The organism is Nitrospira sp. (assembly GCA_024760525.1).
Lineage (GTDB): Bacteria > Nitrospirota > Nitrospiria > Nitrospirales > Nitrospiraceae > Nitrospira_D.
In genome coordinates this window covers 3,063,866-3,084,514 of record CP060499.1, presented here as the reverse complement: position 1 = coordinate 3,084,514, position 20,649 = coordinate 3,063,866, and the positions used below count along the sequence as shown (strand labels likewise).

Here is a 20,649-nt window from a genome sequence, read left to right as displayed (position 1 = left end):
CGCTCATCTAGAGCGAACAGGTTCGAAATCAACACAACTCAGCTTCCACGACCAGCCAGGGAGAAGGTCTTCATCCCGAGGGCTGTCTTGATCTCCGATACGATAATTTCGGGTGGCATGGTCATGCCGCCGCAGACATGCGGACCGGCATGAACACGATGAGGATTTGGGATCGTCGCCCGGATTTCCTTGGCGAGCCAACCGGTCACGTTGAACTCTGGCACAAAAATGTGTTTCGCGTTCTTGGTAGCCTCTCGAATTTCTTCTTCCGGCCAGGGGCGTAAGGTTTTCACCTTCACCAGACCACATCGCACGCCTTCGTCCTCCAACAACCGGATCGCTTCTCGACCCTGAGAAACAGCAGTGCCTGAAGCTACGATCACGACATCTGCGTCTGTATTTTCCGTGTCGATCAGGCCATTTAGCCAATGGATCGAATGTTTTCGCGAGCGTTCGACAGCAGCCCAAATCTCTTGCTGCCAACTGGCATGGGTTGCATAGCTGATATAGTTACTCTTCATGACAAATGGGTCGCGCATCATGCGAACAGGCGGACATTCCATATCCATACACGGTACGGGGGATCGGTAGGGATCATATGGCGGGAGGCACATGTTCGCAGGAGTGAGATTCACAACATCTTTTGTGTGTGTAACAAAGAATCCGTCGCAGCAGAGTGCGAGCGGGAGGTGTACATCCGGCTCTTCAGAGACCATGTACCCTTTCAGAATCCAATCGAAGAAGTCTTGAGCAGTTTCTGCGTGCCACACCAGCATGCCGGTATTCAGCAAGTAGGCAATCTCAAGAGTGTCCGGTTGTATTGACAAAGGCGAGTTGATACCTCGGCAGGTTACGATCATTTGGATCGGCAACCTCGACCCAGCCCACATTGGAAAGTTTTCCATGGCGCGCATGGTGCCGGGTCCTGCGGTTGTGGTGAATACCCGAGCCCCACCGAACGCGGAACCTGCGCATTGCGACATGACGGCAAATTCGCTCTCGCCTCGGAAATAGTCTCCGATATAGCCTTCCGCAAATAATTCGCCGATCAATGCGGCGGCTTCACTCTGTGGTGTGATCGGATACGCGATCATGACATCGCAGCTTGCCCGACGGAGAGCTTCCTTGATGACTTCGCTACCCGTGAAGAATGAAGGCGTGCGCGGAGCCTCATTCATCATTTTCCAGGTATCTGTATAGGTCTGCCCTTTTTTATTCTGCGTTCCAATGACTGATTTTGTTTCTGCCATGGACTCGGCCTCCTTTCACACGCTCGTGGGTCTCAATCGTTAATTCGAAGCCCCGTTCTTGGTTGACGAACGTGGCTGGACGGTCCCTTTCAATCGCTTCACGGTATCGGCCAATCGCATGATCTTGTCGACGGATGCATCGCGGAATGAAAGCATGGCGTCCTCATGGCCGGCCTGCGCACACATAGCAATAGTATAACAGGATGTTCCACCACGAATGATTTTTAGCGACAGATTAGCCTGGTGACAATGGACGCCGATAAATATGCAGCAGTCGATCTTGTTGTGCCAGATCGTCAAATTGGGATGATTCGGGTTGATCTCGACTTCAGGGTTGATCTTTGGATACTTGGGGCGGTAGTCCGGCATGGGGATCAACATCGGCTTTTGGGTCGGCTGAACGCATTCCTTGAGCGTGTTAAAAAGATGGCGAATGGCCGTCGCTTTCTTTGCAGCCTTTTCGTTCCATGCCCACAGCACCAAAGGCCCGGGGAAGATTGTCGGGACTTTTGCCATTAAGAACTGACGCGCCGCTTCTTCATAGGCTTGTTCTTCCGAGGTGATCACGCCGTTGATGTGGGCTTCTCCAGGATTCGGTAGTCGAATCCCCATGCTGGCAGCGGCTGGTGGAAGAAAGTGTTCTGGCCCTGGGAGCACACGATAGTCACTCATCACAACCTACACTCCGGGAAAATATTGGGTTGATGAAAGAAATGGTGTTTGTTCAGCCACTTGATTCTCCAAGCACTTTAAGCTGTTTCTCAATCATTCCGCAACATCGCAGAAGGCCCACGGAAATGAGCGTTCGGGCCACTAGTAGGATAGACGAATTAGGCCCTTTGTCCCAAGTCGGTCAAGGAACTTGGGGCGTCGCGCACAATGCCCGCCGCATTATAGGTAGCACTCTTTTGGATTGTCAAATGAGGGTTCTACGAGCGGTCCAAAACATGGGTTTGCGCAATGACCCCAAGGAAACTCCGAGCGAAGAAAAGTCGCTATGGGAGCTGTTCGCAGGCTTCCGTTGATCCGAGCATGCACGCTCGTTCGAAATCGTCTTTTGCGGAGCGCCCTTCCAGTCCTTCCTGATAAAGCTGTGCTCTTGCGAGCAAGGTATGAATATCGGTGGGGTCGGCTCGTAGGATCGCGCTGAGGTCGTCGATTGCCTGGATCGGTCTTTCCAACTTTCTATAGACCGTGCTCCTGAGAAAATACGCCTCTTTCTGGTAGGGAATCCAACTATCAGGAATTCGAGGCGGCAAGCACTTATGTAAGACTGTTAGAGCCGCGGCCCACTGTTTGAGCGCGACCAATTTGCGGGCCTCGGCGGTGTACAAAACAATGAGCCGGTGACGCGCCAGGTCAAAGAAGGGATCGAACGCGAGGGCCTGCTCGAACGAGTGCGCGGCTTCCTCGGGGCGATTGAGCCACGTGTTCACGTCGCCATGACCAAGAAGAGCCCAGGTATTCCTGGGATCCATGAGCAGTGCGCGATCGAAATCCATCCGGGCATTGTCGACATATTCGGAATATTCGCTCGGTCTGGATTTGTTGGAATATGCAGCGGAAGCGAGCCGCAGGTACGTTTGGCCGCGTACGATCAAAGGTTCGACGGATTGAGGGTCCAAAGCAGCGGCCTGCGAGGTCAAGTCAAGCTTCTGGGGAAGCAGTTGAGCGAGAATCGCTTTCTCGACCAAGGTCCGAGCCTGTTCACGGGCCTTATGGGTGCGGCCAAGAGGCTCGATAATGAGCGTCCGTGCTCTGATCGGAGAAGTTCTCAGCTCATCAAGCTGCGCCTTGAGTTCAATATTCTCTTTCTGAAGACGACGAAAGTGTTCGGCAAAACGCTGTTCGGAATGCCATCGCTGAACCGCTGCTTGAAGGTTATCAAGGTCGACGACCGCGCGAATACGAATATAGAAACTAGGCCGGTCATTTACGAAAGAGCGGCGTGACTCCAGAATTTCGGTTCTTGTTATTGCGGCAGCAATTGTGCGAACCTCCAATGAACTTGATTGGAGGCTTGTGCCCGACTCGATTCTTTCTAGGTCGTGAAAGGTTGACTCAATGTATAGCCCTGCTTCCTCAACCGCCCTACGTTGGGCTCGCTGGAGCACTCGTTCCTCGGCTGAGGCGAGTGTGTCACCATCTCCCATCACGTAGTGTCCTTCAGCCACGACGGTGGTTTCCGAAGCATTCGTGTGTTGATACAGAGCGAGTATTGAGACAGTGATGAGTGAAATCACACCCAACATGTGGCGAAAAGTCATGCCACAACTATACCGCTCGGGTTCAGGTCAGACAATGCTTCAAAAGTGAAGGGGAAGTCTTGTACGGCGCACGAGGGAGGCGTCAGGCTTGTTTGGGAAAGACCTGCATAAATGGGTGAATTTCAAGTCTTTCGAAGACGCCTTGAACCGTATATGGGTCATTGCGGGCGAACTCTTCGGCCTCCGCCTGAGTCTCGAACTCCAAGACCAGCAAGCTTCCGGCTTTATCCGTCAGGGGGCCGGCCAAAACCACTCGACCTTCCTTATCCAGCGGTTCGAGATTGGCTAAATGAGCAGGCCGATGCACCTTCCGCTTGGCTTCTCCTTCTGGGCTATCATAACCGATGATGACGAACTTCATATCACTGGTCGGCTGATCAGGTTGTCACTATTGGATCGGACCCAGAGATCGGACTAGGTGGGTTCTTCTTCAATGGGACAACGATCGTTGTATCCGGTTGTGACTTCATGCCACCACCGGATTTCTTTTTCGCCGAGTTTCCAGCACAAGTAGACGATTCGCCCGTTGCGAATATGCGGAAAGTCGCACAACCCTAGGTCGATGTCCTTCACAACGACTCCCAATTCATGGATAGCGTGGAGGTTGGTGCTGATGTCTTGGAGGCTTTTTACATACGGGACTCCAGCGGGCGTCCCACCTCCAAAACAAGCCTTGGCCGAGGCTTTGCTCACTTCCTCACGCGTTCGCAGAAGCACGGCCTTACTTTCTTGGACGGTCGACAGGTGCGCCTGGAGCTGAGGGATTAACTGATTCGCCTCGAAGAGGGAGAAGACCCGGTCTGGGCTGGTTTCGTTTTCGTCCCGTGCCATATGGTGATCGTGGAGTCTGTGTAACATACTTTACATTCTGTGAACAAGTCGAGAATACGATTATGTTCGAATTGGCTACGACGAGAAAGTTTCTGCAGGAAACAAAAAATCCAAATGCTAGTTGACAACCGATTGGTGCGTGGGTATCATTGCCACAGGATCTAAAACGAGCTGACTCTCTCCCATTTAGAATTCAATTCCGGAACCTATCTCGAATCAAACCTAGCAGCAGTGTGAGTGAAGTCATCAGCAAGCCGACCAGCAGACTTTGTTTGGGCAGCCATAGTTTCCTGAGAAGAAAAATAGACAACGAACTTCCACGAGTTCTTCCAACCCGACAAACCAAGACTTAATTAAGCTCATCGCCGAGACCAAAACGCGCTTTGCATGGCCAATCAGCTTGGGCGAATTCTTCTAGACGGTATCCGAGCCAAGGATGGAGAGGAGTTGTATGTCAGTAGCTAGGGGGGAAGTAATGCATCTTGCAGAGTTAAAACAGAAATCCATTGCCGACCTGAACGATGTGGCCCGGGAACTGAAAATCGAAGGAGCCGCCAATCTGAGAAAGCAGGAGCTGATCTTTGCGATCCTCCAAGCTCAGACGGAAAAAAACGGGGTAGTCTTCGGAGAAGGGGTGCTGGAAACTCTTCCCGATGGATTTGGCTTTCTCCGCGCACCGGACTCCAATTATCTGCCGGGTCCCGACGACATTTACATCTCGCCGTCACAGATCCGCCGGTTCAACCTTCGCACAGGCGACATTGTGTCGGGTCAAATCCGTCCCCCGAAAGAAAGCGAGCGGTATTTCGCCCTGCTCAAGGTCGAGAAGGTCAACTACGAAGACCCTGAAGTCGCGCGGGATAAGATTCTATTCGATAACCTCACCCCCTTGTATCCCGAAGAGCGACTCAATCTGGAATTCGACCGCGAGGAATATTGTACCCGCGTGATGGATTTGACGACTCCGATCGGTAAAGGCCAACGGGGGTTGATCGTGGCGGCTCCCCGGACCGGGAAGACGATGCTGCTGCAGGCGATTGCCCGAGCGATCCTCAAGAATCACAAGGAAGTGACTCTTATTGTGTTGCTGATCGACGAACGACCGGAGGAAGTCACCGACTGGCAACGACAGGTAAAGGCGGAAGTCATCAGCTCCACCTTTGATGAACCGGCTCAGCGGCATGCCCAAGTGGCTGAAATGGTATTGGAGAAGGCAAAGCGGCTTGTTGAACACAAGAAGGACGTCGTCATTCTCCTGGACAGCATCACGCGCCTTGCTCGTGCCTATAACACTATTGCGCCGCCCAGCGGGAAGGTGCTCTCCGGCGGTCTAGATTCCAATGCTCTACAACGGCCGAAGCGCTTCTTCGGAGCGGCTCGCAACATTGAGAACGGCGGGAGCCTGACCATCATGGCGACCGCGCTTGTGGATACCGGCAGCCGTATGGATGACGTCATCTTTGAAGAGTTCAAGGGAACCGGGAATATGGAAGTTCACTTGGATCGCCGTCTGGCCGACAAGCGCCTCTTCCCCGCGATCGATATCAGTCAGTCCGGGACGAGAAAGGAAGAATTGTTGGTGGACAAGGATCGGCTCAATAAAATGTGGATTCTGCGCAAAGTCCTCAGCCCATTGGGGACGATGGAAGCGATGGAGTTCTTGATGGATAAGATTAGTGGCTCCAAGAGCAATCAAGAGTTTCTCCAATCGATGAACCGATAGGCGGTGCTTGTTTCTTGGGCTTCCTTCAGATAAAGTATTGCCCTTTAGGAATGGGGCACTTGCGTTTGAAATTTTTCGGCAAGGAGTCGTAAGTCATGCAGAAGGGTATTCATCCGGTCTATCGTGAAGCGACCGTCCACTGCGCCTGTGGAAACTCGTTCAAGACACGTACTACCATCGGTGACGTCAGCGTTGATATCTGTTCCAATTGCCACCCGTTCTTCACGGGTACGCAAAAGATCGTGGATACTGAAGGACGCGTTGAGCGGTTCAAAAAGAAGTACGCGAAGACGGGCAAGTAGCGCAGCACCCGGTATGAAAGAGACCCTGCTTCGTGAGCGAAGCAGGGTCTCTTTTTTTATTCCCTCGACGTGACCGTGTAAGATTACAGGTAGGAACGATGGAAGCGGTGTTACTCAAGAAATGGGAGAGCCTCGCGTCACGGTTTCAGGAGTTGACCGATCAGCTCATGGATCCGTCCGTTGTCAGCCAACCGACCTTGTTGCACAAGCTCAGTAAGGAGAGGACTGATCTCGAACCGGCGGTCAGACTTTTGGGCACTTACCACGAATACGCGAAACAACTGGAAGACGCGATGCAAATTCTTGCCGACCCCTCTGCCGGCAGCGAGTTGCATAAGCTCGCGGTGGAAGAGAAAGCCGACTTGGAGCGACAACGGGAGGAAATAGAAGGGCAAGTCAGAGAATTCTTGATTCCAAAAGATCCACGGGACGAGAAGAGCTTGGTGCTTGAAATTCGAGCCGGAACCGGCGGAGACGAGGCGGCATTGTTCGCCGGTGAGCTGTTTCGGCTGTACATCAAATATGCTGAAAAGAAAGGGTTTAAGGTTGATACCGTTGAAGCATCCGAAACGGGCATCGGCGGCTACAAGAACATTGTTGCTTTGATCGAGGGCAAGGGAGCGTACAGCCACTTCAAATATGAAGCCGGTGTGCATCGAGTGCAGCGGGTCCCCGTGACGGAGGCGAGCGGCCGCATTCACACATCCACCGTGACCGTGGCGGTCATGCCGGAGGTCGACGAAGTGGACGTGCAGATTGATCCGAAGGATCTACGAATCGATACGTTTTGTTCATCTGGTGCAGGTGGGCAAAGCGTGAACACGACATACTCAGCTGTTCGAATCACGCATCTTCCAACCGGTGTCGTCGTGACCTGCCAGGATGAGCGGTCGCAGCTGAAAAACCGAACCAAGGCCATGCGGACCTTGCGTGCCAGGATCGTCGAGGCTGAACGGGAAAAGCAAGATGCGGAGATTGCTCAGAACAGAAAGTCGCAGGTGGGAAGCGGCGAGCGGAGCGAGAAGATTCGCACCTACAACTTTCCACAGAACCGGGTCACGGATCACCGAGTCGGTATGACGCTTCACAAGCTGGAATTGGTGATGGAAGGCGACCTTGATGAGATCGTTCAGGCACTGAAAGCTCAACAGCAGCAGGCTGAAACGGCGAAGGTATAGGTGCGGAAGTCTCTATGAATACTGAGCTGAAGACGGTCGGTACGCTTATGGCGTGGACGCGCCAGGCATTGGATCGCTCTGGGACCGCCAACTCAGCACAGGAAGCCGTATGGCTGTTGGCCAATGCTCTGGGTCTGGAGCACCATCAGTTGGCAAGTCGGGCGGAACAACCGGTGACCCCCGATCACCTGGCGCGGGCAGAAGCCTTGGTGTCTCGGCGGATAAAACGAGAACCCCTGCAGTACATTTTGGGCACGCAAGAGTTTTGCGGGCTCGAGTTTCGTGTGAACCCAGCGGTGCTGATTCCTCGACCGGAGACGGAACTGCTGGTCCAGGCTGTTCTCAAGGAGGGTGGGCTTGCCAAAGGTGCGACGCTTGTTGATGTTGGTACAGGGTCAGGTTGTATTGCCGTGACGATCGCGACCGTTCTCGAGGGGGTGCGAATTCTTGCTCTTGATTGTTCCGCTGCTGCGCTGACGGTCGCAAAGGGTAATGCAGAGCGACATGGAGTGGGTGACAAGATTGTCTGGATAGAAGGGGATCTCGTATCGCCGCTTCGAGACCGTGATGTGGGTAGAGCGGTTGATGTCATTGTCTCCAACCCTCCATACATTTCTGACGAGGAATGGGTTCGCCTTCAACCTGAGGTGCGGAATTTCGAGCCTCGCGGTGCCTTGCTTGCCGGGCCACGAGGAACGGAGGTCCACGAACGATTATTCCAAGACTCGAAGGAATTCCTTGTCCCTGATGGATTACTCGTCATGGAAATCGGCCTGGGACAGGGAGCGCTTGTGCGACAGGCGGCGGAACAAACCGGAGGCTACACGGGACTTCAATCTGTAAAAGATGAGGCCGGTATTGAACGAGTCCTCATCGCGAGGCGGGCAGGGTAGGAACCACTGCATGGATGAAATTCTCATCAACGGCGGCAAACGGCTGTATGGGGAAGTCCCCATCAGCGGTGCAAAGAATTCCGCGCTCCCGATTCTGGCCTCAACCATTCTGGGCGGCGGGGAATGTGTGATCACCAATGTGCCAAGGGTCGTTGACGTGCTCACAATGGGAAAGCTCCTGGGAATTCTCGGTGCCAAGGTCTCGCACGAGGGGAATCGCGCGGTCATCCAAGCCGGTGTGATTGAATCGACCGAGGCTCCCTACGACCTTGTCAAGACCATGCGCGCATCCGTATTGGTGCTTGGACCCTTGGTTGCACGGTGGGGCGAAGCCAAAGTGTCTCTTCCCGGAGGTTGCGCGATTGGCTCCAGGCCGGTGAACCTTCATTTGGCGGGATTGGCGAAATTAGGAGCTGACATCGCGATCGAACATGGCTATATCACGGCCAAGGCGAAACGATTGAGGGGTGGACACATCTACTGTGACACACCGACGGTAACCGGTACCGAAAACATCATGATGGCGGCATCGCTGGCCGAAGGCGTGACTGTACTGGAGAATGCGGCGAAGGAGCCGGAGATCGTGGACCTTGCCGACTTTCTCGTGAAGCGCGGCGCCAGAATCCAAGGGGCCGGAACAGACGTGATGACGATCGAAGGCGTGCGTGAGCTCCATGGCGGAGACCACGAAGTGATCCCTGATCGCATTGAGGCCGGCACCTACCTGGCTGCGGCTGCCATGACCCACGGCGATGTGACGGCTAGGCACTGCCGTCCGGGGCACCTTGAGGCCGTGCTGATGAAGTTGCGCGAGATGGGGGCTGATGTGCAGGAGGAGAAGGACCTGGTGCGTTTGACCATGCCTGACAAACTTAGGGGAACCGACGTGAAAACCTTGCCGTTCCCTGGGTTTCCCACCGATATGCAGGCTCAGGTGGTTGCCTTGATGAGCCTGGCCGAAGGTACAAGTGTGGTAACGGAGACGGTGTTTGAGAGCCGGTTCATGCATGTGGAAGAATTGCGACGGATGGGAGCTGATATCCGTGTGGAGGGTAATCGACTGGTTGTGACCGGACGAAAGAAACTCACCGGTGCCCCGGTCATGGCGTCCGACCTTCGTGCCAGTGCCGGTCTGATTGTCGCGGGTTTGGCTGCAGAGGGGACGACTCAAGTCCAACGGGTCTATCACCTTGATCGGGGGTATGAGCGGATCGAAGAGAAACTAGGAGCGTTAGGGGCCGACGTTCGGCGCCGGCAGGTTACGGCGAAGACTCACTAGGGGTTGTCGATGTTGACGATCGCACTATCCAAGGGAAAACTCATAGAATCCGCGCTGGATCTCTTCCGCCGAGCCGGGTACAAAATTGCCGGATTGTCGGGGGAGAGCCGCCGGCTGATCTTTGTCAGTCCCGAAAATGATATGACGTTTCTCATTGTTCGCCCCAGCGATGTGCCGACCTATGTGGAATATGGGGGTGCCGATGCCGGAATTGTCGGAAAAGACGTCTTGATGGAGCAGGATAGTGACGTATACGAACCATTGGATTTGGGATTCGGAGCGTGTAGAATCTCCGTCGCCGCGCTCCAGGGAGAGGCATCGAATGATCGCCTGTCGTCCAAGATTCGCATCGCCACGAAATACCCTCGAATCACCGAGCGCTATTTCAACACGCGTGGAATTCCGGTTGAAATCATCAAGTTATACGGCTCCATTGAGTTGGCTCCGGTGGTGGGACTGGCGGATCGAATCGTGGATTTGGTCGAGACCGGCAGCACACTCAAAGCGCATGATCTTGTCGAAGTAGAAGTCATTGCCCAATCGACGGCTCGTTTCGTCGTCAATCGGGCGAGCCTTCGACTCAAGCAGGAACCACTGATGATGTTGATACGCAAGCTTCGGGCTGTGGTGCCGAACCAGCGTTCTCTATCCGGTAACGGTCGCCCATCGACCACCGGCGCGCGCAGGAAAAAGATGGTTCGTTCATGAAGATCGTCACGCAGGCAGATCGCAACTTTCTCCCATCCTTGAAGAAAGCCGCTCTTCGAGGTCGGACGACCGGCGCGGCAGTTGAAAAGATCGTGCGCACAATCCTGCAAGCGGTCGAGCGAGGCGGCGATAAAGCGGTCCTTCGTTATACCAAGCAGTTCGATAAGGTGGCGCTGAAAGCCGACGCACTTCGTGTGACGCCGGAAGAGATCAAGAACGCCTACTTTCATATCAGGAAAGACGAAGGGGACGCGCTTCGTCTGGCAGCCCAACGGATCACCTCCTTCCATGAGCGGCAGCGGACGAAGACATGGATGTATCAGGACGGGGATGCCACGCTGGGACAAGTCGTCGGACCGGTCGACGCCGTCGGGGTGTATGTGCCTGGAGGAAAGGCGGTCTATCCGTCCTCCGTGCTGATGTGCGCAATTCCAGCCAAAGTAGCCGGTGTGCCTCGCATCGTGATGGTCACGCCGCCCCAGAAGGGCGCGATTAACCCGTATTTGCTGGTTGCGGCCGACATTGCCGGGGTCACGGAAATTTACCGCGTCGGTGGAGTTCAAGCAGTCGCGGCCCTTGCCTATGGGACGAACACGATCGGGCAAGTAGACAAGATCGTCGGACCAGGAAATATCTACGTCGCCACAGCCAAGCGACTGCTCTATGGTACCGTGGGAATCGACATGGTTGCTGGCCCCAGTGAATTGCTGGTGGTGGCTGACGAGGACGCGAAACCCGCCCATGTGGCTGCCGATCTGCTCTGCGAAGCCGAACATGACGAGGACGCGCAGGTATTCCTTGTCACGACCTCCGAGCGGTTGGCCAAGGATGTATCGAAATTGATCGAGGATCAACTCAGAGGGCTGAAACGAGAAAAGATTGCGTCAAAGTCGATTGCGCACCATTCCGTGGCGTTTGTCGTGCCCACCATGGACGAAGCCATAGCGGTAGCCAACGAAATCGCGGCGGAACATCTGACGCTCTCAGTGGATAATCCCTTCGATTATCTCGAGAAGATCCGTCACGCCGGAGCATTGTTCTTGGGGCGCTATACGCCGCCGGCAGTCGCCGATTATATGGCGGGGCCGAATCACGTCTTGCCGACGGGTGGAACCGCGCGCTTCTTCTCACCGCTGTCCGTCAACGACTATGTGAAGGTCAGCAACATCGTCCATTACACGAAACAAGAACTGGCCAAGATCAAAGATCCGTTGGTCCGGTTGGCGCAGATCGAAGGATTCGACGCGCATGCCAAGTCGGCACAGAGCAGGTTCTCATGAAGAAAAACGGGTCGGCACCACGACAAGCCAGCATCCAACGCGCCACCAAGGAAACCGACATCCGTGTCGAGTGGACCCTGGACGGCAGCGGACAGGGGAAGATCGACACCGGAATCCGGTTTTTCGATCATATGTTGGAGCTGCTCTCCAAACATGGGTTTTTCGATCTGACGGTACACGCCAAGGGCGATCTCGACATCGACGAACATCACACGGTGGAAGATGTCGGCATTGTGATGGGGAAGGCGCTGCACCAGGCCTTGGGTGAGAAGGCGGGCATCAAGCGATTTGGGTTTGCCTCGGCGCCGCTCGATGAAACATTGGCGCAGGTCACCGTCGATCTCAGCGGCCGACCGTTCCTCGTCTACAACGTGAATCTGCCGGATCGAAAGATCAAGGCGTTCGATCTCGGCCTGTTCGAGGATTTCTTTCAGGCTTTTGTCACCCACGGCGGCCTAAACCTCCATGTGAATCTCCTCTATGGCCGTAACCCCCACCACATCATGGAAGCGATCTTCAAGGCGCTGGCCAAGGCGCTCGACCAAGCGACGATGCTGGAGGAGCGACTGGCCGGGAAGGTGCTCTCGACCAAGGGTATGCTGTAGCGGATTGGGGTGGGGTATGAATGGGGCTGCTGTTCGAATGGGATGAACGAAAGGCCAGACAGAACCTCCGCAAGCACGGCATCTCATTTGAAGAAGCGAGTACCGTATTTGGCGACACACTGTCGGTCACGATCGACGACCCTTTCCATTCGGTGAGGGAGCATCGGTGTGTGACATTGGGGCATTCATCGAAGCATCGGTTGCTCGTAGTAGTCCATGCGGACCGAAGCGGACGCATCCGTATCATCAGTGCTCGCCCTGCTACGCGCCGTGAAAGGAACACCTATGAAGAAGCTTCTCCGTGAGAGGCGGCCCGACATGCTGCCGGAGTACGATTTTAGCAAGGGTGTTCGCGGGAAGTACGCAAATCGGTATGCAGAAGGCAGTAACGTTGTCGTACTCTCGCCCGATGTCGCAAAAATATTCCGTACGTCGGAGTCCGTGAACGAAGCATTACGAACGTTGGTTCGAGTAGTAGGAAAACCGTCGAGAAAACTGACGGCGTGACGCACCACATCATGGAAGCGATCTTCAAGGCGCTGGCCAAGGTGCTCGACCAAGCGACGATGCTGGAGGAGCGACTGGCCGGGAAGGTGCTCTCGACGAAGGGGATCTTATAACGCAAGAAGCACAGCCGAATATGATTTCTCCACAGGGCAGGTTTCTGAAAGGGAGCCTGCCCTGTGTCTTTGATTATTGGCCATAGACTGACTCAAGGACCATTCGAACTAACTTCCTAGCAATGAGGGTTTTGATTGTCTGACCTGGTGACGAGGTGCCCGTTCGTTGGAAAGAGGTTTTATCTACGGCTTGGAAGAAAATTGAGTTGGGGACGAGGGTGAAGCATCGCGCCAGTGCGTATGAAGGTTGGATAGGAGGGTGGACAGATAATCGGCAATCATTCGAGGGGAATAAGGTCAACCCTGATGGAATGCAGTGTCGCGTTTATATTCATCAGCATCACTCCTTTCGTTTCGCCGCTGAAGAAGACTTGGAGGTCTATGATGACCTAACCGGAGTTCTTGACCGCACAAAACTAGACTTTGAGCATCCAATAGGTGGTGACGAGTTTTCACAATTGCCCATATCTTGTCGGATTCTAGCCTTGGGGCTGTATCGTGCTCGTCCTCTGCTGAAAAGCTCTCCTGAGTACCTCTTCCATACCAACAGGATTGACGGATTAAAGCAAGAATGGGAGCACAATACTTAGATTTTAGGTGAGGAACAATCTGGAGAGGGCAATGTTGGATATTTCTTTAATCGACTGGACCCTATCCTCAAAAAAGGATTTCCGATAGCAATCGTGCCTAGCCATGACCCTGACAAGCCTAACTGGGGACTCTCTAAATTGGTCCGCAAGCTTTCTGAGGCCGGTCGTATCGATGCGACTTCTTGCCTAATTCGCATCAGAAAAATCGACCCCCCTCAGCATAAGCTCAAGGAGTTGAGGGAGAGGAAAAGACTAAAGCGACACCTGGATAGTATCGAAGTTCAAAATGAGTTGCTCGTAAAATCAAAGACGGTTCTGTTGTTAGACGATATCGTAAAAGCAGGAGCGTCTCTTATGGCATGTAAGAAACTGCTTCTTGATGCGGGAGCATCAGAAGTCGTCTGCCTGGCGCTAGGAAAGGCCGTGCAGTAAAAAGGGCAATTCGTGTTAGTTGTAAGTGTTGATTCTTCGAAGGACAAAAAGTAACAAGTCGATCTAGGATTCCGACCGTAGTAAGTGCTTGCCGAACCTCAGTATATCGTCGAGTTTGGTGGCAATGATGGATTTAACGATATCGAGGTTCAACTTGTCATACTCCTCAATTGCCACGTTCCTAAATCCCACCATGCGCTTCATTGCTGCGGCTAATGCCTCATCGGGCAGGGAATGAGCTTGCAAGAGGTCGAACGCATCCCGGCGTCTCGCGGGACGCCCAGCGTGCACTTTCTCACGACATGCATCGCGAGATCGATCGAAACTTCGCAGGCTCGTTGGAGATTGAGCAGAATGGAATCCTGTGTCGTAAGGTCCTGATAGAGGTTGGACGCTATGCCACCGTAGACCGTGCGGATTCTTTCGACGCAGGGTTCCAGACTGGTGACCTTGTTGATGACCACATCATCCGGCAGATACCGATCCGCGCATGCGAATCTCGTTGAGAATTTCTCGCCGCTCTTTCCTCAGACGGGCATAGGCCGAGCAGACAAGATCCTCGAATTCTCCTTGTAGTCGTTCGCTGACCTTGAAACTGGTTCAGTCTCATCCTGTCAATTGAAACACTTGGACTTTCGACTCCGTACTCCCGGTATCCAGTGAACTTGGCGATACAGATTGCCAGTGGCAGGAACCGTTCAGTTGCGGTATTGTTACGGCCTCTTACGTGTGACTGACATGATTGCCATTATTGATTACGGCATGGGGAATTTGCGCAGTGTTTCGAAAGCCTTTGAGGCTGTCGGACACCAGGCGATTGTCACACGCGATGCGTCGACAATTCAGAATGCCAGCCACGTGGTGTTACCGGGTGTCGGGGCGTTCGGGGACTGCATGGCGAACTTAAGACAGTATGGTTTGATCGAGCCGATCAAGACCACGATTCAGTCGGGAAAGCCGTTTTTGGGGATCTGCCTGGGATTTCAGCTCCTGTTCACCGAGAGTGAAGAGTTCGGCACTCATGAGGGGCTCGACATTCTTCCGGGGAAAGTCAGACCCTTTTCACAGGAGCGGGCCCTCAAGGTTCCACACATGGGCTGGAATCAGGTCAGCATCCAACGGCATTGTCCCATATTCGAGAATATCCCGGACGGGGCCGATTGGTATTTCGTCCATTCGTTTTTTGTGGAACCACGCGACAAGCAGATTACGGCTACGACGACGACATACGGCATCCCCTTCACGTCGAGTATCTGGAAGGACAATGTGGTGGCGTGCCAGTTCCATCCGGAGAAGAGTCAAGCGGTAGGGCTGCAATTGATCAAGAATTTTGGAGCATGGGAGTGATGCGGCATGTCCGGCTGTTCCGTATGATTCTTGCGGTCGGTCTCGTGGCGCTGGGGGGCATCGAGATAGGCTGCAGCGGACCAAAAGTCGAAACGAAGTTGTCCAATGAACTCCCCCGGTATGCCATTCGATCCATTGCCCTCATACCGTTTACATCGATCGCGACGCCCCAAGCACCTGATCAAGGCGAACTCTACCTCCCGACTCCCGACAGCGTCCGCCGGTCCGATATTTCTTTGGTGATTCCGCCGAATACGCAGCCCGCTCCGAAGCAAACGATGATTGTGCCGGGATATGCGGCTGAGAAGGTGACGGAGCTGTTTTGGGGGCGCCTGCAGGATCGAAAAGGGGTTCGCGTGTTGTCTCCTGCCGATTCGGCGAGAGTTTCCTTGGGTAATGGAGCGCAGGCTGGAATGAGGCCGGAGAAAGCCGCAGCCGAAGTTGCGAAACGCCTGAAGGCGGATGCCGCATTGATGGGTCTCGTATCCGTGTACCAAGAGCGGGTCGGCAGTCGATTAGGGGCCAATCCTCCGGCGACCGTCGGCTTTAATGTTAAGGTGGTGGCGTCGGACGGGCAAGTGCTCTGGGCTGGGGGATACTATGAACGTCAGCGGCCCATGACCGAAGACCTTATGGGGTTTTTGCAGCGATGGGCCTTCATCACGGCGGATGAACTGGCAGAATACGGTGTCGACGAGATCCTGAAAGAGTTTCCATTCGGCGCGGCGGAGGATAAGTAATTATGTTGGTTATTCCTGCCATCGATCTGAAGGACGGGCGTTGCGTGCGGCTCCGGCAAGGCGATATGGCCGCCGAAACGATCTATTCTGACGATGTTGCGGAAGTCGCATGCAGGTGGCAACAGAGCGGAGCCGCTTTGATCCACGTCGTGGATTTGAACGGAGCGGTCGACGGCGAGCCCAAGAATCTGCCGTACATCCAATCCGTCATGAGGTCGGTCAGTATATCGGTTCAGGTCGGTGGCGGCATCAGGACTCTGGAAACGGTTCGGCAGTATCTGAGTGCCGGCATCTCGCGCGTGGTGCTCGGTACGGCCGCGCTGATGGATCGGGCCTTTCTCGATCAGGCTTGCCGGGAATATCCGCGGCGGATCGTGCTTGGGCTCGATGCGCGGGACGGCCGAGTGGCGGTCAAGGGCTGGACAGCCGTGTCGGATGTCAAAGCGATCGAACTCCTGAAAGACCTCTCGAGTTGTGCCATTGGGGCGGTGATCTATACCGACATTGCGCGAGACGGCATGCTGAGCGGGCCGAATCTGTCTGCCTTGAAAGATATCGTGGACGCCTCGCCATTTCCGGTGATCGCCTCGGGAGGAATTGCTCGTCTAGAGGATCTTCGTGCGGTCCAGTCGCTTGGTCCCAAAATTGAGGGAGCGATTGTCGGCAAGGCACTCTACGATGGCAAGCTGGACTATCGGGCCGCAGTCGCCGCTCTTACTCCCAATCCCATCGCCGGGTGACATGCTGACCAAGCGCATCATTCCCTGTCTTGATGTCAAAGAGGGCCGAGTGGTCAAGGGTGTCAGCTTCGTGAATCTCCGCGATGCCGGTGATCCGGTTGAAGCAGCCGTGGGGTATGATCACGAAGGGGCGGATGAACTCTGTTTTTTGGATATCACAGCCTCGCATGAAAATCGGAAGACGATCATCGACGTCGTCGAGCGGACGGCGGCCCGTGTATTCATGCCGGTAACGGTCGGCGGCGGCGTGGGAACGCTCGACGATATTCGAGCCTTATTGAATGCAGGGGCAGATAAAGTAAGCATCAATACCGCAGCGGTCCGACGGCCTGAGTTCGTGCAAGAAGCCGCTCAGCGGTTCGGCACGCAATGCATCGTCGTGGCCATCGACGCAAAGCAAGCCACGGGGGGGCACTGGGAAGTCTACACGCATGGTGGGCGGCAACCGACCGGACTCGATGTGGTCGAGTGGGCAAAGCGGATGGAACAGTACGGCGCCGGTGAGATCTTATTGACCAGCATGGATCAGGATGGCCGACAGACCGGGTACGATTTGGACCTGACAGCCGCCGTATCAGGAGCCCTCCCGATTCCTGTGATTGCGTCGGGTGGAGTGGGGACGCTCGACCATCTCTACGATGGTTTTGTGAAGGGCAAAGCGGACGCGGTCTTGGCCGCTTCCATTTTTCATTTTCGGACCTATACGATCTCCCAAGCGAAGGCCTATTTAAAGGAACGTGGTGTCCCAGTCCGCATCAATCATACTATCGCTCGAGTCGCGTGATCGAATGAACCAAACAGAGGTTGATCGCTTTAAATTCGATGAGCAGGGCCTTCTCCCGGCGGTGATTCAGGATTGGCTCGATGGGACAGTGTTGATGCTCGGGTATATGAATCAGGAAGCGCTTGCCAAGACGGTTGCCACAAGAAGGGTGCATTTTTGGAGCCGGTCCCGAAACAAGCTATGGGAGAAGGGGGAAACGTCCGGTCATACGCTCCATGTGAAAGAGCTCTTCATTGACTGCGACGATGACACCATTCTCGTGAAAGCTCAACCGGCCGGGCCGACCTGTCATACAGGGGAACGGGCCTGTTTTTTTTCGAGACTAGATGAACAAGGCCGTGTCGTTCGTCCGAACTCACAAGATGCCCAGGGAGGAATTCTTGAAAGCGTGCTCCGGACCATCAAAGATCGCCGCTCCACCCCGCAGGCAGGCTCTTATACCTCGAAGCTATTCGAGGGGGGGCATGACAAAATCCTCAAAAAGGTGGCCGAGGAAGCCGGGGAAGTCCTGTTGGCGTCAAAAGGCGGTAAGAAAGAGGAGGTCGTCTACGAGATCGCCGATCTGTTTTTCCACACGCTGATGGTCCTAGGGTACCACGATATTTCGTTGCAGGACATTTATGAAGAGTTGGGACGTAGATTTGGGAAGCCGGGCTTGCGGTTGGAGAAGTAGGCATAGGCCATCCTCGACGAGCGCTGCTTGGTTCGATGGTTGGATCCGGCCTCGCATAGTGGAAAAAGAAACCTGCTTCATGAGGTCGATATGAGCGATTGTCTCTTTTGTAAGATCGTGGAGAAGAAGATTCCGGCGAAGCTGGTCCAAGAGGATGAGCACACCGTGGCCTTTGACGACATTCATCCTCAAGCGCCTGTCCATACGCTGGTGATCCCCAAACGGCATGTGTCGGCCATTCAGGATCTCGGGGCCGGCGATGAATCCTTGCTGGCGCGATTGCTGATGAGTTGTACAAAAGTCGCAGCCCTTAAAGGGCTTCAGGAGTCCGGCTATCGGCTGGTGACGAATACCGGGAGAGATGCTGGGCAGACGGTCTTCCATCTCCATTTTCACGTGCTCGGCGGGCGACACATGAGTTGGCCTCCAGGCTGAACCCGATGGTGAAAATGCCGGCCGGCTTCGTTCTCAGTCAATTGACACCTTTCGTTTTCGTCTGTTAGTCTACTCGGTCAATTATTCTAGTCATTTAGCAACCGTTCCGTCCGGTCGTGCGAGACGGCATGAAGGAGCCCGGCTCTCGTGGGTAGAGGTTTGATTTCTGAAGATGTGATCAACCGGATCAGGGATCGCGTCGACATTGCCGATGTCGTCGGACAACATATCTCCCTCACCAGAACCGGACAGAATCTCAAAGGGCTCTGCCCGTTTCATGCGGACAAAAATCCCTCTTTCACGGTGAGTCCTTCCAAACAAATTTTTCACTGCTTTGCCTGTGGCGCAGGCGGGAACGTCTTTACATTTCTGACCAGGCTGACCGGTGAAAGTTTCCCGGACGTGGTTCGGGATCTTGGACGAAAGGTCGGGATCGAGGTTCAGGAGGCTTCTCCGCATGCCCAGGCTCAGATGTCACAGCTGCAACGGCTTGAGCAGCTGAATCAGGCGGCGGCGCTCTGGTTCCAGCAAAACCTGCGGGATGGTCGAATCGGAACCGGTGGGCGCCAGTATTTGGAAGCCCGTGGAATTCAACAAGCTACTATTGATCGCTTTTTGATCGGCGTCGGCTCGGCGGAATGGGATGGCTTGCTCAGAGCATTGACGAAGCAGGGCTTCTCAACCGCCGAACTTCTTACCGCCGGATTGATCAGTCCCAGAAAAAACGGGTCGGGCTATTGCGACAAATTTCATGACCGGGTGATGTTCGCGATCACCGATCTTCGCAAGCGCGTGGTGGGGTTCGGCGGGCGCGTGCTGGGCGAGGGCATGCCCAAGTACCTTAATTCACCGGACACCCCTCTGTTCAAGAAAAGCCAGACGCTCTTTGCTTTGGACCACGCGCGTGACGCCGTCGGCCGAACGAAAACCGTGATTGTGGTCGAAGGATATTTTGACGCGATTGCGCTGCATCAAGCCGGCATTGCACATACCGTCGCCACGCTGGGCACCGCCTTGACCCCTGAACATGTACAAATCATGCGGCGTTTTGCCGACAATGTCGTTCTGCTCTTCGATCCGGACGCCGCAGGGGTGCGAGCAGCCTTGAGGGGGTTGGATTTGTTCGTGAACAGCGGGTTGGGGGTCAAAGTGGTCACGTTACCGGCAGGCGAGGATCCCGACACGTATGTTCGAAAACATGGTCCCGACTCGTTCGTACGTTTGGAGGAACAGGCGCCGAGTCTACTGGACTTCGCGTTGGAGCATAGTCTCAAGGCGACGGAAGCGGGTACGATCGAGGGCAGAATCCGCAGCGTGGATGAGATCCTCCGAATTCTACAGAGGAGCGAACATCCGATCGAGCGGGAAGAACGCCTCAAAGTTGCGGCCGAACGGTTGGGAATCAATCAATCGCGTTTGATCGAACGCTATCCCGCACTCATTGCCCGGCAGAGACAGGATTCCGGGACAGCGCGACCAGGGGGTGCAGGTAAGACGGTAGATTTCCTCTTCAAAGGCATGCCGGAAGAGCGGGACTTGGTGGTCCTCATGTTGGGTGGCATGCTTTCGGCGACCGATGTGCGGCGTCTGCAGCCAGAGAAATTTTCTGTGGAGGCCTGTCGCAAGCTTGTGAAACTGGCGTTGACCCACGTGGGCCGCGACGGACGCATTCAGATCCAGCCGGTATTGGATGAGTCCATGGATGATCCCGATTGCGGGACCCTGGCCACGGAGCTGTCGCTTCGTGAGGATCATTTCGACGACGTGCCGGCTCACATCAACGATTGTCTGGATCGTCTGGACCGAAAGCGATCGGAACAGGCGCTGAGGGAGCTTATTGCGGGACTGAAAACGGCCGAACGCGAAGGTCGGGTGGACGATGCGCGTTTGTTGAACGCGAAGATCAACGAAGTACGGATGCGGAAAGCCGGCACGCAGGCCGCCGGTGTGGTTTCATTGGTGAAGGAGTAGT

General features: G+C 54.7%; 23 protein-coding genes and 2 pseudogenes. 19 read left to right on the top strand and 6 right to left on the bottom strand.

Features of this window, described 5'->3' with window-relative positions; all coding sequences use genetic code 11:
* Positions 1-38: 38 nt before the first annotated feature.
* The 5 genes from H8K04_14490 to H8K04_14470 form a co-directional block, all read right to left on the bottom strand.
* Positions 39-1,250 (bottom strand): ferredoxin oxidoreductase, encoded by a 1,212-nt coding sequence (locus tag H8K04_14490; protein UVT15021.1) that lies wholly within the window; start codon positions 1,248-1,250, stop codon positions 39-41.
* A gap of 39 nt (positions 1,251-1,289) precedes the next feature.
* Positions 1,290-1,922 carry a carbon monoxide dehydrogenase gene (locus tag H8K04_14485; protein ID UVT15020.1) on the bottom strand — a complete coding sequence of 211 codons (633 nt, stop codon included), beginning with the start codon at positions 1,920-1,922 and terminating at the stop codon, positions 1,290-1,292.
* A 323-nt stretch (positions 1,923-2,245) separates the two neighbouring features.
* A complete protein-coding gene (locus tag H8K04_14480; GenBank protein UVT15019.1) occupies positions 2,246-3,517 on the bottom strand; it encodes a hypothetical protein in 1,272 nt (423 codons plus the stop codon).
* 82 nt (positions 3,518-3,599) lie between these two features.
* Positions 3,600-3,878, bottom strand: coding sequence for a hypothetical protein (locus H8K04_14475; protein ID UVT15018.1), 279 nt, complete (start codon positions 3,876-3,878; stop codon positions 3,600-3,602).
* A gap of 53 nt (positions 3,879-3,931) precedes the next feature.
* On the bottom strand, positions 3,932-4,348 hold the full coding sequence (locus H8K04_14470; protein UVT15017.1) for a DUF2203 domain-containing protein: 417 nt from the start codon (positions 4,346-4,348) through the stop codon (positions 3,932-3,934).
* 475 nt (positions 4,349-4,823) lie between these two features.
* Here H8K04_14470 and rho point away from each other — a divergent pair, with 475 nt between their 5' ends.
* The 12 genes and pseudogenes from rho to H8K04_14410 all read left to right on the top strand — a co-directional run bounded on the left by rho (position 4,824) and on the right by H8K04_14410 (position 13,958).
* On the top strand, positions 4,824-6,071 hold the full coding sequence (gene rho, locus H8K04_14465) for a transcription termination factor Rho (protein ID UVT17998.1): 1,248 nt from the start codon (positions 4,824-4,826) through the stop codon (positions 6,069-6,071).
* 95 nt (positions 6,072-6,166) lie between these two features.
* Positions 6,167-6,373 (top strand): 50S ribosomal protein L31, encoded by a 207-nt coding sequence (rpmE, locus tag H8K04_14460; protein ID UVT15016.1) that lies wholly within the window; start codon positions 6,167-6,169, stop codon positions 6,371-6,373.
* A 98-nt stretch (positions 6,374-6,471) separates the two neighbouring features.
* Positions 6,472-7,551, top strand: a complete 1,080-nt coding sequence (gene prfA, locus H8K04_14455) for a peptide chain release factor 1 (GenBank protein UVT15015.1) — start codon at positions 6,472-6,474, stop codon at positions 7,549-7,551.
* Between the two features lie 14 nt (positions 7,552-7,565).
* The gene (gene prmC / locus H8K04_14450) at positions 7,566-8,444 is read left to right on the top strand and encodes a peptide chain release factor N(5)-glutamine methyltransferase (protein ID UVT15014.1); all 879 of its coding nucleotides are present in this window, start codon (positions 7,566-7,568) and stop codon (positions 8,442-8,444) included.
* A 10-nt stretch (positions 8,445-8,454) separates the two neighbouring features.
* Positions 8,455-9,723, top strand: coding sequence for a UDP-N-acetylglucosamine 1-carboxyvinyltransferase (gene murA / locus H8K04_14445; protein UVT15013.1), 1,269 nt, complete (start codon positions 8,455-8,457; stop codon positions 9,721-9,723).
* Positions 9,724-9,732: 9 nt separating this feature from the next.
* A complete protein-coding gene (locus H8K04_14440; protein UVT15012.1) occupies positions 9,733-10,431 on the top strand; it encodes an ATP phosphoribosyltransferase in 699 nt (232 codons plus the stop codon).
* Complete coding sequence (hisD, locus tag H8K04_14435) at positions 10,428-11,711, top strand: histidinol dehydrogenase (GenBank protein UVT15011.1); 1,284 nt, start codon at positions 10,428-10,430, stop codon at positions 11,709-11,711. The genes H8K04_14440 and hisD overlap by 4 nt, the downstream gene beginning before the upstream one ends.
* A complete protein-coding gene (gene hisB, locus H8K04_14430; GenBank protein UVT15010.1) occupies positions 11,708-12,316 on the top strand; it encodes an imidazoleglycerol-phosphate dehydratase HisB in 609 nt (202 codons plus the stop codon). The genes hisD and hisB (H8K04_14430) overlap by 4 nt, the downstream gene beginning before the upstream one ends.
* Positions 12,317-12,336: 20 nt before the next feature.
* Entirely contained in the window at positions 12,337-12,621 is a 285-nt protein-coding gene (locus H8K04_14425) for a BrnT family toxin (protein ID UVT15009.1), read from the top strand.
* The gene (locus H8K04_14420) at positions 12,602-12,823 is read left to right on the top strand and encodes a hypothetical protein (protein UVT15008.1); all 222 of its coding nucleotides are present in this window, start codon (positions 12,602-12,604) and stop codon (positions 12,821-12,823) included. The genes H8K04_14425 and H8K04_14420 overlap by 20 nt, the downstream gene beginning before the upstream one ends.
* 2 nt (positions 12,824-12,825) lie before the next feature.
* Positions 12,826-12,936 (top strand): annotated as a pseudogene (gene hisB, locus H8K04_14415) (imidazoleglycerol-phosphate dehydratase).
* Between the two features lie 683 nt (positions 12,937-13,619).
* On the top strand, positions 13,620-13,958 hold the full coding sequence (locus tag H8K04_14410; GenBank protein ID UVT15007.1) for a hypothetical protein: 339 nt from the start codon (positions 13,620-13,622) through the stop codon (positions 13,956-13,958).
* 63 nt (positions 13,959-14,021) lie between these two features.
* Here the strand turns inward: H8K04_14410 and H8K04_14405 are convergent.
* Positions 14,022-14,434: pseudogene (locus H8K04_14405) on the bottom strand (DUF86 domain-containing protein).
* A gap of 262 nt (positions 14,435-14,696) precedes the next feature.
* On the opposite strand from H8K04_14405, the gene hisH reads away from it, so the two are divergent.
* The 7 genes from hisH to H8K04_14370 all read left to right on the top strand — a co-directional run bounded on the left by hisH (position 14,697) and on the right by H8K04_14370 (position 20,648).
* Complete coding sequence (hisH, locus tag H8K04_14400; GenBank protein UVT15006.1) at positions 14,697-15,305, top strand: imidazole glycerol phosphate synthase subunit HisH; 609 nt, start codon at positions 14,697-14,699, stop codon at positions 15,303-15,305.
* Positions 15,296-16,045 (top strand): hypothetical protein, encoded by a 750-nt coding sequence (locus H8K04_14395; protein ID UVT15005.1) that lies wholly within the window; start codon positions 15,296-15,298, stop codon positions 16,043-16,045. Before hisH ends, H8K04_14395 begins: the two co-directional genes overlap by 10 nt.
* A 2-nt stretch (positions 16,046-16,047) precedes the next feature.
* Positions 16,048-16,785 (top strand): 1-(5-phosphoribosyl)-5-[(5-phosphoribosylamino)methylideneamino]imidazole-4-carboxamide isomerase, encoded by a 738-nt coding sequence (gene hisA, locus H8K04_14390; protein ID UVT15004.1) that lies wholly within the window; start codon positions 16,048-16,050, stop codon positions 16,783-16,785.
* Position 16,786: 1 nt separating this feature from the next.
* Positions 16,787-17,569, top strand: coding sequence for an imidazole glycerol phosphate synthase subunit HisF (hisF, locus tag H8K04_14385; GenBank protein ID UVT17997.1), 783 nt, complete (start codon positions 16,787-16,789; stop codon positions 17,567-17,569).
* Positions 17,570-17,573: 4 nt separating this feature from the next.
* Positions 17,574-18,242, top strand: coding sequence for a bifunctional phosphoribosyl-AMP cyclohydrolase/phosphoribosyl-ATP diphosphatase HisIE (locus H8K04_14380; GenBank protein UVT15003.1), 669 nt, complete (start codon positions 17,574-17,576; stop codon positions 18,240-18,242).
* A gap of 90 nt (positions 18,243-18,332) precedes the next feature.
* Positions 18,333-18,677 (top strand): histidine triad nucleotide-binding protein, encoded by a 345-nt coding sequence (locus tag H8K04_14375; protein UVT15002.1) that lies wholly within the window; start codon positions 18,333-18,335, stop codon positions 18,675-18,677.
* A gap of 147 nt (positions 18,678-18,824) precedes the next feature.
* Complete coding sequence (locus tag H8K04_14370; GenBank protein ID UVT15001.1) at positions 18,825-20,648, top strand: DNA primase; 1,824 nt, start codon at positions 18,825-18,827, stop codon at positions 20,646-20,648.
* Position 20,649 lies beyond the last annotated feature (1 nt).